Origin of the sequence: uncultured Ilumatobacter sp. (assembly GCF_963980585.1) — a bacterium.
GTDB lineage: Bacteria > Actinomycetota > Acidimicrobiia > Acidimicrobiales > Ilumatobacteraceae > Ilumatobacter_A.
Genome location: NZ_CAXCAM010000029.1, coordinates 1 through 13641 on the forward strand (window position 1 = coordinate 1; position 13641 = coordinate 13641).

Here is a 13641-nt window from a genome sequence, read left to right on the forward strand (position 1 = left end):
CGGGTGCCTCGGTGTCGGCGGGTGCCTCGGTGTCGGCGGGTGCCTCGGTGTCGGCGGGTGCCTCGGTGTCGGCAGGTGCCTCTGTCTCAGCGGGTGCATCGGTGGTGGTCGCTTCGTCGTCATCGCTACCGCAAGCTGCGGCAACGAGTGTCAGACCAACGAGCAACGAACCGACGCGCGTTACGCGTGATTTCTGCATGTTGATTAATTCTCCCCCTGTTTGGGCGCGGACCGAATGCCCTCGCTCTGTAGGTAACAGTGGATGTTATGCCTCGTCGACCATGAATGCCAAGCAGTACTGTCTTTTGATGTCTGCAAGATCGGATGAATCCAGTGCCGAGGTCCGCTACGACGTCGATGGTCACGTTGCGACATTGACGTTGGATGCCCCTGAACGGATGAACACGATTTCGCCGCGGATGTTGCGTGAGATCAGCGAACGTCTCATCGATGCAGACACCGACCGCCAGGTGCGCGCAATCATTGTCACGGGCGCGGGCAGGGCGTTCTGTGCGGGGCTCGACTTGCAGGCCCAAATGGCGGGTCCGAAAGGCGGGTTGGGTAGCCTGTCCGAAGGTGCGTCAACAAGCCCGCCTGGTGAGATCGACATGCGGAACGCACCGCCCATGGTGCTCCACAACATTGACACGCCAACCATCTGCGCGCTGAACGGTGGCGCCGCCGGTTACGGACTCGACCTGGCGTTGGGTTGCGATATCCGTCTCGCGGCGGACAGCGCCAAGCTCAACTCCGGGTTCGCAAAGCGTGGCATTGTTCCCGAAAGCGGCGGAACGTGGCTCCTGCCTCGAATGGTGGGCTACGCCAAGGCGGCGGAACTGGCGTTCACAGGACGCACGATCACCGCTGCAGAGGCGCTCGAATTGGGCATCGTCAATCAGGTCGTTCCCGCTGCCGACCTTGCGGCGAGCGCAGCTGCGTTCGCCGCTGAAATCGCGGGAAACGCACCACTTGCAGTGCGTGCCATCAAGCGGATGATGCGCGCTGCTGAGACCGAGACGTTCGAACAGAACGTGCACCACGTCTATCTCCAGTTGTTGCCGCTGTTGTCGACCGCCGATTTTGCCGAAGGTGTGGCGGCATTCATGGAAAAGCGCGATCCTGAGTTTCATGGCAGATAGTGCGCCGACAGGCCGTCCACAGGTCCTCGACGACATTGGATTACTGGAGGCGCTCGCGACGACACGCGCTATTCGCCGGTACACCGATGATCCGGTCGGCGACGCCGACCTCGAACAGATTCTCTGGCACGCCGGTCGGGCACCCTCCGGGTCGAACCGGCAACCATTCCGATTCCTGGTGCTGCGCGATGGCCGAAACGCCAGAGCCGCCAAGTCGCTGCTTGGCCAGTCGTTCAGAGACGGTTGGAACGACAAACGCGCCGGAACCGAGGGCGAGCGGGCTTACCGTCCCAGCCGCTTCGCAGACTCGATGCAGCACTTTGTCGATCACTTCGAATCGGTTCCCGTCGTGATCCTGGTCTGCCTGGAGAGGTATCGAGCCCCCGGACCGTACGAAGGAGCGTCGGTCTACCCGGCGTGTCAAAACCTGCTTCTCGCCGCTCGAGCGCTCGGCTACGGCGGCGCGTTGACGATGTGGCACCTGGGCGTGGAAGACGAGTTGCGGTTGATGCTGGGGATTCCCGACAGCGCGGCGCTCTCCGCGTGCATCACCCTCGGGGTTCCAGCAGGCAGGCATGGACCGCTCAAACGCAAGCCCGTGGGCGAGATCGTTTTCGACGATGAATGGGGCACGTCTCCGTCCTGGATCGCGCCCGCCTAAATCTTGCCGCGTAGATTTCTCACATGCCCCTCATCGCCGGTGTCGACTCGTCCACGCAGTCGACGAAGATCGAAATCCGAGATCTTGCATCAGGCGAGGTGATGGCCTCGTCGTCTGCGTCACATCCAGCGGTCGTCGCGCCAGTGAGCGAACAGGACCCCGAAAGCTGGTGGACGGCGTTCAACGCCGCATGGGCCGAGGCGGGCGCGCCGACGGTTGCAGCAATCAGCGTGGCCGGGCAGCAGCACGGCATGGTTGCTCTCGACGAAGACGCCGTTCCCGTGCACCCTGCCAAACTCTGGAACGACACCGAGTCCGCTCCCGACGCCGACGACCTCAACATCCGGCTCGGCGGACCCGCCGCGTGGGCCGACGCGGTCGGCAGCGTTCCGGTGGCGGCCTTCACGGTCACGAAGCTGGCCTGGCTGCAGCGATGCCGTCCTGATGCCTGGCAGCGTGTCACCAGGGTCATGTTGCCGCACGACTACCTCACGGCGCGGCTGACAGGATCAATCACGCCGGGCGCGCCGATTGGTCGAGTGACCACTGATCGAGGCGATGCGTCAGGCACGGGGTATTGGTCCCCAGCCGCAGGGGAGTACCGATGGGACGTGCTCGAGTTGATCGATGCGCATCGCGACTGGGCCGCTGTTGTGCCCGATGTTCTGGGTCCACGAGAGACCGCTGGACAGTGGATGGCCAGCGGGAACGCGGTCGTGGCTCCCGGCACTGGGGACAACATGGCCGGTGCCCTCGGTGTCGGGCTGGGACCAGGCGATGCGGTGATCTCGATCGGAACGTCGGGAACGGTCTACGCCGTCTCGAAGACGCCGACCGCCGATCCAACGGGTGCTGTCGCCGGGTTTGCTGATGCGACCGGCCGCTTCTTGCCGCTCGTGTGTACGTCGAATGCGGCAAAGGTGCTGGATGCCATCCGCCATCTCCTTGGTGTCGAGCACGCCGAGTTCGACCGACTCGCGCTTGCGGCGGAGCCGGGCGGACCGGTGCTGCTGCCGTACTTCGATGGCGAGCGAACGCCGAATCGTCCTGAAGCCACCGGAGTGCTGGACGGCATTCGAAGCGACATCACCCGCGAGCAGTTTGCCCGTGCTGCCGTCGACGGTGTCACCTGCGGTCTGCTCGATGGGCTCGACGCACTTCGTCAACTCACCCAGCTCGACGGCCGGGTGCTCCTGACGGGCGGGGCGGCACGCTCGCAGGCTGTGCAGCAGGTGATGGCTGCGATGATCGACGCGCCGGTGGTCCTCAGCGAGGCTGAGCAAGCTGTCGCGACCGGCGCAGCGGTGCAGGCAGCAGCAGTGTTCGAGCAGGTTGATCACGCGGTGATTCAGCGTCGCTGGGGGCTCGGGGAGGGCATCGCTGTGGAACGCTCCGCGTCGGACGAGACGCTCCGCGAACGCTACGCCGCGTTGCGCGACCGATGAGCGATCCGTTCGCGGTGCTCGGATTGGATGACACTGCGTCCCCTGCGGCGGTCCGAACGGCGCGTCGCGACCTCGCCAAACTGCATCATCCTGACGCCGGCGGCGATGCCGAGATGATGCGCTCGATCAACCAGGCTGCCGGTCGGGCGCTGCAGGAGATCGCCAACCGCGTCACGGCAGTGGCGTCCGTCGACCGGTCGGCCAGCGAACCCCATGACGAGCCGACGGGCGTGTCACGAGATGTTCCGTCGTTCACCGTCGAGGCACTCCCTGTCGAAACCTTCGAAGCACTGCTGGTGGTGTCCAGCTGGATCGGCGAGGTCCTCGACGACGACCCGCCCTACCGGCTCGACACGCATCTCCACGAGCCGACTCCCTGCTGGTGCCGTTTGGAACTTGTGCCCGACGCTGGTGCGTCGACGGTGAGTATCACGCTGGCAAATGAGACGGGACAGCCGGTCCCGGACATCGAACGGGTGCGTGACACTTGGATCGACCAGCTGAACCGCTACGACTGGCGGTAACGCGAGGTGCTGCCGCCGCGAGGCCGTGAGGATGTCGTGGCGAGGATCAGGTGATGCCCTCAGCGTGGGCGAGGGGCAGCGGCCTTCTCCAGGCGGTCCCGGATCGCAAGACCCAGTCCCTCTGGCGCGGGCAACACGGCAATCAGCACCCGAACACCTTCGTCGTCGGCTGATCGCAGCTCGGCATACAGCAGCCGGGCGTACGCCACGAGATCGCCGGTGAGGTCAAGCACGCGTGCACCGGGCGTTCCTGCGCGCAGTGCCATTGCATCGTCTGGATGATCGACCAGGCGTACCTCGCAGCGCGGTGCGTAATGCGATGTCAGCATGCCGCTGGCTCGCGAGGGGCCCGATGCGGTCGCGAGTGCCCCGATCTGTTCCTCGGTCAGCGGCCCGGCACGAAGCAGTTGTGGCGGATCTACAGTGGTGTCGACGATGGTGCTCTCGACGCCAATGGTCGACGGACCGCCGTCGAGGATGAGGTCGCGTGTGGGGTCGAGGTAGTCGCCGAGGTCTGCCAGGACGTGCTCCGCCGTTGTCGGGCTGACCGAACCGAATCGATTCGCTGAGGGCGCAGCGATGCCAAGCCCAGTTCGTCGCAGCAGGTCGCGGACGACCGGATGTGACGGCACGCGTAGGCCCACGGTGTCGCGCCCGCCCGTGACCGCATCAGGCACGAGCGAAGATCGAGGCACAATCAACGTGAGGGGACCCGGCCACGCGAGATCTGCCAGCGTGCGTGCAATCGGTGCCGGGTTGTCAGCCCAGGTGTCGAGGTCATCGGCATCGGCGAGATGAACGATCAACGGATGACCCGTTGGACGCCCTTTGACCGCGAAGATCCGATCAACGGCAGCAGAATTCGACGCATCGGCTGCCAACCCGTAGACCGTTTCGGTGGGAACGGCGACGAGACCTCCGGCGCGAAGTACCTCGGCGGCACGACCGACGTCGGTCGAGAGGAGCGACACGGCTCAGATCGCGTCGAGGAACTCGAGTGTGGCGTCGAAGAAGCCGAACGCCTCCGGCGTGGCAAAGTGGTCGACATTGCGCAACGTCTCGCATTGGCCCTGCGGAAACCACGACGCCAACTCGTCAGCAGGATGGACGAAGTCCTGGTCGCCGACCACGATGAGTACCGGGCAGGTGACTGCGGAGCACAACGTCGCATCAAGCTCGCCGGCTGAAGCACGACGCATGACAGCGGCCAACGCAACGATGTCGTTGTCAGGCTGCTGGGCGTACTGCACGAAGAGCCGAGCCGTGTGGTCCATGTCGGCGAGAACTGCGGGCGTCGCCTCACCGCTCTCGATGACGCTCTCGAGCCCCTCGACGATGCGCGTCGCACCTTCCTGATCTCGCTCGATCACATTCTTGCCGATTCCCGCCAACACCAGGCGGCTGAAACGATCGGGACGAGCGATTGCCGCTCGCAGCAATGTGATTGCTCCGAGCGAAAATCCGACTGCCTCGATCGGTTCGTCTGGCGAGGCAGCGTCAATCGCATCGAAGACGCGGGCGGTCAGGTCGTTGTACGCCTCCGGGTCATGCGGTTTCGGTGCTGCACCATGCCCGAGCAGGTCGACACCGACGACCTCCTTGCCGCCGTCTTCGAGCAACGCGGTCAACCCACTTCGTTGCCAGGTGGTTGCGAACGAACCACCCCAACCGTGTACCAGCGCCACTGATCCCATGCAGCGGCCACCCTAGGCCGTATCGTGATGCCGCCTTGCACGCTGTGCCCGAATCGAGAGTGACCCATGCGCCTCCTTCACGAACCTGACCACGATCTGACCTACAGCGACGTCTTCATGGTCCCCAGCTTGTCCGATGTGGCCTCACGGATGGATGTCGACCTGACGACTCCGGACGGCATCGGAACAACGATCCCACTCGTCGTCTCAAACATGACCGCTGTCGCGGGACGGCGCATGGCTGAAACGGTCGCTCGACGCGGCGGGATAGCGATCCTGCCGCAAGACATTCCTGTCGACGTCGTCGGCCGAGTCGTGGCCTACATCAAGCAATGCCACCCCGTTTTTGAGACTCCCATCACCCTGGGTCCGGATGCGACGATCGGTGATGCCATGTCGTTGATCCACAAGCGAGCGCATGGCGCGGTCGTCATTGTCGACGACGGCAAGCCGGTGGGCGTGTTCACCGAACACGATCAGGAAGGCGTCGACCGCTTCACCCAGTTGCACGCGGTGATGACGCGCAACCTGCACATCGTCGATCCGGACGTCGATCCTGCCACCGCATACGACCAACTCGAAGAGATGCGCCTGAACGTGGCACCGGTAGTTGATCCGGCGAGCAACGACGGGGGACTCCTGGGGGTCATCACGCGGAAGGGCGCGCTGAGATCGACGATCTATCGCCCAGCGGTCGATGCCGAAGGTCGTCTGCTGGTCGGCGTCGCAGTTGGAATCAACGGTGACCCCGCAGCGCGTGCCACTGAACTGTCCCGGATGGGCGCCGACGTGCTCGTCATCGACACGGCGCACGGCCATCAGACGCGAACGCTGCGCGCGGTCGAAGCGGTGCGGGCGGCGCTGCCCGACGCATGCATTGTCGCTGGCAACGTCGTCACTGCCGACGGAACCCGCGAACTGATCGAGGCCGGTGCCGACATCATTAAGGTCGGCGTGGGCCCAGGTGCGATGTGCACGACTCGGATGATGACAGGAGTGGGCCGGCCACAGTTCTCCGCCGTGCTGGAATGCTCTGCCGAGGCAGCCCGGCTGGGCAAGCACATCTGGGCAGACGGTGGCGTGCGGTTCCCGCGCGACGTGGCGCTGGCGCTCGCGGGTGGTGCCGCCAACGTGATGTTTGGCTCCTGGCTTGCTGGAACCTACGAATCAGCTGCCGACACGCTCCGTGATCCGGAAGGGCGGCTGTATAAGGAAAGCTTCGGGATGGCGTCGAACCGTGCGGTGAAGAACCGCACCCGTGCTGAAAGCTCGTTCGATCGAGCCCGCAAGGAGTTGTTCGAGGAAGGCATCAGCACCTCCCGGATGTATCTCGATCCTGAGCGTCCGAGTGTCGAGGACATCATCGATCAAATTGTCGCTGGGCTGCGGTCGGCGTGTACCTACGCGGGGGCCGCTTCGATCCCGGCGTTCCAAGAACGAGCCGTGGTCGGAGTGCAGAGTTCGTCCGGTTATGACGAAGGTCGCCCGGTTGGGGTGAGCTGGTGACCTCGATGAGCGGACCGACTGGCGGTGTGGTGATCGCCATCGATGGTCCAGCGGGCGCGGGGAAGAGCACAGTCGGCCGAGCGGTCGCGTCGCGCCTCGGGTTGGGATATCTCGATACGGGTGCGATGTACCGGGGCGTCACCTTCGGTGTGCTTCGACGGGGGCTGGATCCGGGCGACATCGAGTCGGTCGCACGGGTGGCCGCAGCAATCGAACTCAGTGTGCAGGACGATGGCATCACGGTGGATGGCGTCGATGCAAGCATCGAGATTCGGGGACGCGCGGTGACCGCTGCGGTGAGTTCGGTCGCTGCGAACAGCTCGGTTCGCTCCGAGTTGGTTCGCCGCCAGCGGGAATGGGTCGCGGCGCGAGGTGGTGGCGTCGTCGAGGGGCGAGACATCGGGTCGGTCGTGTTTCCCGACGCCGCACTCAAGCTGTACATCACCGCGTCACCGCGGGTGCGCGCCGAGCGGCGCGTGGCTGAGATTGGTGGCGACGTCGACGATGTCGAATCGTCGATCATCGAGCGCGATCGAAAGGACTCGTCTCGTGCTGACAGCCCGCTGGTCGAAGCAAGCGGCGCCGTCGTCGTCGACACCAGTGGCCTGTCGATCACCGACGTGGTCGACTCGGTCCTCCGTCTCCTGACCCCGAGTCGAGGGAGTGATGATGTCGCGGGTTGAGACCGGATTTGCCGGGGCGAGCCGGTCGGAGAAGGTCTTGTACGTGTTCTTCCGCACGATTGTCTGCGGCTTCACGCAGCTGTACACGCGCATGAAGATCGATGGCAAGGACCGTCTGCCGGCAGATGGGGCTTATGTGTTGGCTCCGGTGCATCGCAGCTACGTCGACACGCCGATTGCGGCCTGCGTCACTCGACGTCGCGTCCGGTTTATGGGCAAGGACTCGATGTGGAAGTACGCCACGGTTGGCAAGCTCATCTCGGCCTTGGGGACGTTTCCGGTGTCGCGCGGAACTGCTGATCGCGAGGCGTTGCAACGATCGATTGCCGTGCTCAGTGGCGGTGAACCGCTCGTGCTGTTTCCCGAAGGTGAACGCAAGGACGGCCCGATCGTGCAACCGCTGTTCGATGGCGCTGCGTTCGTCGCAGCCAAAGCTGGTGTGCCGATCATTCCCGTGGGTATCGGCGGGTCGGACAGGGTGATGCCACGCGGCGCAAAGTTTGTGTTCCCGCGCAAGGTCAAGGTGATCATTGGTGAACCGATTCGAGCCGAAGTTGGCGAGAACGGTCGAGCATCACGCAAGGCCGTTGCGGCGGTGACCGAGCAGCTGCACAGCGAGCTACAGCGGTTGTACGACGAGGCGCAAGCCTCGATCAACTGAACGGCTCAGCTGAAGAAGCTGGTCAAGGCCGCCGCCAGATGTCCGGGGTCATCGACGCCACACAACTCGCGTGACGAATGCATCGACAACTGCGGGACACCGACGTCGGCAGTCGCAATGCCCAGACGGGTCGAGGTGATCGGCCCGATAGTCGACCCGCACGGCATGTTGTTGCGTGAAACGAACACCTGCCATGGGACGCCGGCGTCCTCACATGCGACTTGGAACGCCGCAGCGGTCTCTGCAGATGTGGCATACCGTTGATTGGCGTTGATCTTGAGAGCGGGCCCACCGTTGACGACGGGGTGGTGCCCGGGCTCGTGCCGTTCGAGATAGTTCGGATGGACCGCGTGTGCGTTGTCGGCCGAGATGCACAGCGATCCGGCGAGCGCGCGGGGGAGATCGTCGTTCGCTCCGCCACGCGTCGAGACCAAGCGGCCCAGCACGGATTCGAGCAGCGGGCCCGCTGCGCCGGTGGCGCTTGATGAGCCGACCTCTTCGTGATCGTTGAGCACGATCATCGCGATGTGATCAATCGGTTGAGCTGCGTTGAGTGCACGGACCGCAGCCCAGCACGACAGTTGGTTGTCGAGGCGCCCTGACGCGAGCAGCGATTGGTCAGCGCCGATGACAGCGGCGCCTTGCGTGTCGTACAGGCATAGCTCCCACCAGGTGGGCGGCGTGTCGAGGCCGGCTTCGCCACCGATCCACCGAGAGAATTCGCCAGGCGATGTGGTGCCGACGCCCCACACGGGAGTGAGATGTTGTTGGCGGTCGAGGAGGAGACCGCCTTCGTTGACGTTGCGATCGAGGTGTACGGCGAGTTGCGGGACACGAGCGACTGGGCGTCGAACGTCGACCAGCGTGGTCGAGCCATCGCGAGCGACGAGGCGACCAGCGACACCCAGGTCACGGTCGAGCCACGTGTTGTTCAAGATGCCGCCGTACACCTCGACCCCCAACTGTTTCCAGCCGGCGCTGCCCGTGTCTGGCTGTGGCTTCACGCGCAGGCACGGCGAATCTGTGTGGGCGCCGGCGATCCGGAACGGTGTCGCGGCGCTGCTTTCAGACGGGAGCTTCCACGCCACGATCGCTCCGCCGCGGATCACGTATCCGTGGGAGGGAATGCCATTCCAGGCGGCTGTCTCGTCGAGTTGAGTGAAGCCGTCGAGACGAGCAACGGTCGACTGGACCGCGTGCCACGGCGATGGAGACGCGTCGAGGAAGGAGATCAGGTCCGCAATCTCGGCGGCACTCTCTGGGTGGGAGGTCACGTGGGTCATCCCTTCTGAAAGAGACCCATGGGCAGCCCGGTATTACGCAGGTGGCTGGTCTCGTTGATCGTGATGACTGAGCGGTCGCCGTTCGAGGACGCGGCAACCCGGTGGATCGAGGTGTAGTTCGGATAGAAGAAGCCGCGGCTGAAGTCGCCCGTCATGTCGAGGATGGTGGTGAGGTAGGCATTGATGACGCCGCCGTGGCAAACCACAGCAACGCGGTGCCCGCGATGCGCTGCGACGATCTCTTCGATCGTGCCGACCGTCCGGCTGTGGAATTCCTTCTGGGTCTCGTCACCGTCCCAGACGCCGTCCAGCATCTCTTGCCAGCGTGGGTCGTTGTTGGCTTTCAACTCTTCGACGGGGATGTATTCGGAGCTGAAACGATCGAACTCGGTGATGCCGTCGCGCAATTCGATGTCGAGATTGCGCTGCGACGCCACCGGCTCCGCGGTCTGACGCGCGCGCTGCATTGTGCTCGCATAGACCGCATCGAGATGCTCCGATGAGAGGTACTCAGCGAGGTGCGCTGCTTGGGCGTGGCCATCTTCGGACAACTCGGGGTCGGCAGCGCCGGACTCCAACTCGCGTCGAATTGGCAGTGCGTGGCGAATCAACAACAACTCCATTCACGATAGACAAGCAGATATGACACGCAGGACGAAGATCGTGGCCACCATTGGCCCGGCAAGTGACACCCCCACAGGTCTTCAAGACCTCATGCGTGCGGGTGTTGACGTCGTGCGTCTCAACCTGAGCCACGGCACGATCGACGAACACCTCCTGCGGCTCAGCACGGTGCGCGCCGCTGCCGAAGCGGTTGGCAAAGAGGTGGCGGTGCTGGCCGACTTGCCAGGCCCCAAGATTCGCTCGGGTCGCTTCCCTGAGGGCGGAGCCGTGCTCGCTGTCGGCGAGATGGTGGAGCTTCGTGCCGGCGATGAGCCGAGTGGCTCACACTGCATCTACGTGCAGTACGAAACGCTGCTCGAAGACCTGATGATCGGCGGGCACGTGATGCTCGGTGACGGTGCAATCTCGATGTCGGTGCAGTCGGTTGGTGACGAGTGCGCCATCGTCCGCGTCGAAACGGGTGGCACTGCCAATGGTCAGCCCGGTGTGCATCTGCCGTCAGACAAGCTGCGGCTGACCACTCCGACCGACGAGGACCTGGTGCTCGCTGAAGAGATGGCAACGGCGGGGGTCGAGTTCATCGCCGTGTCGTTCGTCCGCCAAGCGATCGACGTTCAGCGGGTGCGTGACGTTGTCGGGTGGCGCGCACAACTCATCGCGAAGATTGAAACGAGTTCATCGATTGCCAACCTCGACGACATTGTCAAGATGTCCGATGCGGTGATGGTGGCTCGCGGCGATCTCGGCATCGACTGTCCCATCGAAGACGTTCCGCACCTGCAGAAGAAGATCATTCGACACTGCGTCGAGGTGGGCACGCCGGTCATCACCGCGACGCAGATGCTCGAGTCGATGATCACGGCGTCTGCACCCACCCGTGCTGAGGTGAGCGATGTCGCCAACGCGGTGTTCGATGGCACTGACGCAGTGATGTTGTCGGGTGAGACGGCGATCGGCCGTGACCCTGTTGCAGTCGTGACCACGATGGGCAAGATCGCGGAGCGAGCCGAGTCGGCAGCGAGCTACCGCCAGTGGGCAGACCGTTTGGGCCGCGTGCAACTCGATGGCCGGCACGAACCAATGGAGCACGGTGACCGCGTGACAGCGGCACTCACCCACGCTGCATCGCAGGCGGCGATTGATTCGAAAGCATCGGCCATTCTGTGTTGCACGAACAGTGGTCGAACGGCGCGGGCCATGGCGCGATTCCGGCCGGACGCCGCGATGATCGCCCTGTCGCCAGAAGCGTCGATGGTGCGGAGCCTGGCGCTCACCTGGGGCGTCATCCCGATGCAGGTCGGCACGTATGAGTCCACCGACGAGATGGTCTGGTTTGCCGTTGAAACGGCGCTGCGTGCCGGCATGGTGCGCCATGGCGACACCGTGGTGGTTCTGGCAGGCGCGCCTGCCCAGCGCCAGACCGACCTCGACCGCAACTTGCCGAAACGTTCGTGGGTCGGTCGAGCCGCATCCGACGTGATGCGCATCGTTCATGTCGACTGACTTGTTCTCCGCAGTGGCGGGCGACGTCGACGATCTCACCCTTCCGTTGGTCGTCTTGTGCCACGGTTCGATGGACCGGTCAGCAGGCATGCTGCGACTCAGCAGGCAGCTCGACGCGACCGCCGTCGTGATCCGGTACGACCGACGCGGCTATGCCAAGTCGAGTGAGGTTGGCTCGCCGTACGTGCTCGATGAGCAGATTGCCGATCTGGCCCTGGTGCTCGACCGTCATGTGCCGGCTCGGAGCATCGACCTGGCGTTCGGGCACAGTTTTGGCGGCAACGTTGTGCTGGGTCTGGCAGCTCGGCGGCCGGAGCTGATCACTCGAGCTGTCGTGTACGAGACGCCGCTGTCGTGGTTCGATTGGTGGCCGAGCAGCGGGGCAGGCGGCGCTGCGGCGCAGGCCGCCACTCCGGAAGACGCGGCCGAAGCGTTCATGCGTCGCCTCGTCGGCGATGAGCGGTGGGAGCGATTGCCAGCAGGGACTCGCGCCGGTAGGCGTGCCGAGGGTGTGGCGATGGTGGGCGAGCTCAACGATCTGCGTCGGGCGCCGCCATGGAACGCCGATGACGTCCGTTGCCCTGTGCTTGCCGTCGGTGGCGAGCACGGCCGAGCGCATCACCAACGAGGGATGCAGTTACTTGCCGACATGCTGCCGAGCGGAACCTTCGCTCGGCTCGATGGTGCGGGACACGGTGCACCCAACACGCACCCGACCGAATTGGCGATGCTGCTGCGCGAGTGGCTCAGTCGAGGCGTCGGCTGACGAGGAGGCAGGCGGCTGAGATGGCGGCGGCGGCGGCGGACAGGGCTGCCGATCCGCCGATGCCGTAGGCGCTGTACAGCACGCCGGTCAGGATCGTGCCGGTGCCTCGAGTGAGGGTGCCGACGGCGTTGCCAATGGCGAGTGTGGTGCCGCGGGCGTCAGGCATCGCTTCACTGACGAGCGAGAGCGACGTGACAAAGCCGTACTCGAAACCGATCAACAAGACGAGGAGGCCGGCGACGCCGACCCAAAGTCGGTCCCCGGCGGACAGCATCACGGCGAGGCCGAGCAGCACGACGATGGCGCCGCCAAGCGTTGACTTCATCTTTCCGATCCGGTCGGCAAAGGTCGCTGTGCCGATGCTGGCGACCAGTTCGAAGGCCCCGAAGCCCATCACGATCAGTCCCAGCCCTCCGGTCGACACTCCGAACTCGTCGTCGAGCCAGGTTCCCGAGATGACAAAGATTGACAGCCCAGCCGGTGCGAGCGTGGCTGATCCCACCACGACGAACCATGCCTTTGGCGTGAGGCGCTGACGCGGTTGGTCGACGGTGTCGCCGGCGACTCGACGGGGTGCGACCGGGAGCGAGAGAGCAACGCCCAGTGCAGCGAGCGCACATGCGACTGCGAGGAAGACGAAAGGGCCACGCCAGCCAAAGACGTTGATCAGGATCGCGATGATTGGACCGCCAACGAGCAGTGCAAGCGCCCACGACGTTTCGAACAGCCCGATCGAACGTGCCCGCCATCGGTAGTCGATTCGGTGGCTGATCCAGGCATGCCCGGCCACGGTGAAGTTGGCGACACCGAGGATCAGGAGGACGAAGGCGACAGCAAATGTCCAGATCGAACCGCCGAGTGCGATGACCGACGAGACGGAAATGGTTGACAACCCGCCGATCATGATGAGGCGCTCGCGCCCTCGATCAAGATGCTTGCCGACGAGCACGGTCGACAGCCCTGCGGTTTCGCCGAGACCTAACACGGTCGTGAGCTGAGTGGTGGAGACGCCGAAAGCGCGCTCGAGCGTGGGCAGAAATGGTGGTATCCAGCGCAGCGCCGTGTTGGCAACTGCCTTTGCGGCGGTCAATCGGGCGAGGGTCGCCGGCGGAATCGGTCGGTCGGGGCTGGTGTTCGGAGGCGCCGGCTCGG

General features: G+C 64.5%; 14 protein-coding genes and 1 pseudogene. 9 read left to right on the forward strand and 6 right to left on the reverse strand.

The window, feature by feature from the left end:
* Positions 1–199, reverse strand: a pseudogene (locus tag ACH2DW_RS10365) (hypothetical protein); the annotation flags it as partial.
* Between the two features lie 109 nt (positions 200–308).
* Between ACH2DW_RS10365 and ACH2DW_RS10370 the strand changes: the two are divergent.
* Genes ACH2DW_RS10370 through ACH2DW_RS10385 form a run of 4 tightly spaced genes read left to right on the forward strand, consistent with a single transcriptional unit; the run spans position 309 to position 3769 of the window.
* Positions 309–1139, forward strand: coding sequence for an enoyl-CoA hydratase/isomerase family protein (locus ACH2DW_RS10370; RefSeq protein WP_394929672.1), 831 nt, complete (start codon positions 309–311; stop codon positions 1137–1139).
* Positions 1129–1800, forward strand: a complete 672-nt coding sequence (locus ACH2DW_RS10375; protein WP_394929673.1) for a nitroreductase family protein — start codon at positions 1129–1131, stop codon at positions 1798–1800. Before ACH2DW_RS10370 ends, ACH2DW_RS10375 begins: the two co-directional genes overlap by 11 nt.
* Positions 1801–1823: 23 nt before the next feature.
* A complete protein-coding gene (gene xylB, locus ACH2DW_RS10380; RefSeq protein ID WP_394929674.1) occupies positions 1824–3245 on the forward strand; it encodes a xylulokinase in 1422 nt (473 codons plus the stop codon).
* Positions 3242–3769 (forward strand): J domain-containing protein, encoded by a 528-nt coding sequence (locus ACH2DW_RS10385; protein WP_394929675.1) that lies wholly within the window; start codon positions 3242–3244, stop codon positions 3767–3769. Before xylB ends, ACH2DW_RS10385 begins: the two co-directional genes overlap by 4 nt.
* A gap of 59 nt (positions 3770–3828) precedes the next feature.
* Here ACH2DW_RS10385 and ACH2DW_RS10390 read toward each other — a convergent pair whose 3' ends face one another.
* Together ACH2DW_RS10390 and ACH2DW_RS10395 are read right to left on the reverse strand one after the other, a co-directional pair.
* The gene (locus tag ACH2DW_RS10390; protein ID WP_394929676.1) at positions 3829–4740 is read right to left on the reverse strand and encodes an L-threonylcarbamoyladenylate synthase; all 912 of its coding nucleotides are present in this window, start codon (positions 4738–4740) and stop codon (positions 3829–3831) included.
* A gap of 3 nt (positions 4741–4743) precedes the next feature.
* Positions 4744–5463 carry an alpha/beta fold hydrolase gene (locus ACH2DW_RS10395; RefSeq protein WP_394929677.1) on the reverse strand — a complete coding sequence of 240 codons (720 nt, stop codon included), beginning with the start codon at positions 5461–5463 and terminating at the stop codon, positions 4744–4746.
* 66 nt (positions 5464–5529) lie between these two features.
* Here ACH2DW_RS10395 and ACH2DW_RS10400 point away from each other — a divergent pair, with 66 nt between their 5' ends.
* The 3 genes from ACH2DW_RS10400 to ACH2DW_RS10410 are packed head-to-tail and all read left to right on the forward strand — an operon-like array spanning position 5530 to position 8313.
* A complete protein-coding gene (locus tag ACH2DW_RS10400; protein ID WP_394929678.1) occupies positions 5530–6969 on the forward strand; it encodes a GuaB1 family IMP dehydrogenase-related protein in 1440 nt (479 codons plus the stop codon).
* 5 nt (positions 6970–6974) lie between these two features.
* Positions 6975–7652, forward strand: coding sequence for a (d)CMP kinase (cmk, locus tag ACH2DW_RS10405; protein ID WP_394929710.1), 678 nt, complete (start codon positions 6975–6977; stop codon positions 7650–7652).
* On the forward strand, positions 7639–8313 hold the full coding sequence (locus tag ACH2DW_RS10410; RefSeq protein ID WP_394929679.1) for a lysophospholipid acyltransferase family protein: 675 nt from the start codon (positions 7639–7641) through the stop codon (positions 8311–8313). Before cmk ends, ACH2DW_RS10410 begins: the two co-directional genes overlap by 14 nt.
* Before the next feature lie 5 nt (positions 8314–8318).
* On the opposite strand, the gene ACH2DW_RS10415 is transcribed toward ACH2DW_RS10410, so the two are convergent.
* Both ACH2DW_RS10415 and ACH2DW_RS10420 read right to left on the reverse strand, forming a co-directional pair.
* Positions 8319–9596, reverse strand: coding sequence for a M18 family aminopeptidase (locus ACH2DW_RS10415; protein ID WP_394929680.1), 1278 nt, complete (start codon positions 9594–9596; stop codon positions 8319–8321).
* Complete coding sequence (locus ACH2DW_RS10420) at positions 9593–10219, reverse strand: histidine phosphatase family protein (protein ID WP_394929681.1); 627 nt, start codon at positions 10217–10219, stop codon at positions 9593–9595. The genes ACH2DW_RS10415 and ACH2DW_RS10420 overlap by 4 nt, the downstream gene beginning before the upstream one ends.
* 19 nt (positions 10220–10238) lie before the next feature.
* On the opposite strand from ACH2DW_RS10420, the gene pyk reads away from it, so the two are divergent.
* Positions 10239–11723, forward strand: coding sequence for a pyruvate kinase (gene pyk / locus ACH2DW_RS10425; RefSeq protein WP_394929682.1), 1485 nt, complete (start codon positions 10239–10241; stop codon positions 11721–11723).
* Positions 11713–12489 carry an alpha/beta fold hydrolase gene (locus ACH2DW_RS10430; protein ID WP_394929683.1) on the forward strand — a complete coding sequence of 259 codons (777 nt, stop codon included), beginning with the start codon at positions 11713–11715 and terminating at the stop codon, positions 12487–12489. The genes pyk and ACH2DW_RS10430 overlap by 11 nt, the downstream gene beginning before the upstream one ends.
* On the opposite strand, the gene ACH2DW_RS10435 is transcribed toward ACH2DW_RS10430, so the two are convergent.
* A complete protein-coding gene (locus ACH2DW_RS10435; RefSeq protein ID WP_394929684.1) occupies positions 12470–13579 on the reverse strand; it encodes an MFS transporter in 1110 nt (369 codons plus the stop codon). The genes ACH2DW_RS10430 and ACH2DW_RS10435 overlap by 20 nt on opposite strands.
* Positions 13580–13641 lie beyond the last annotated feature (62 nt).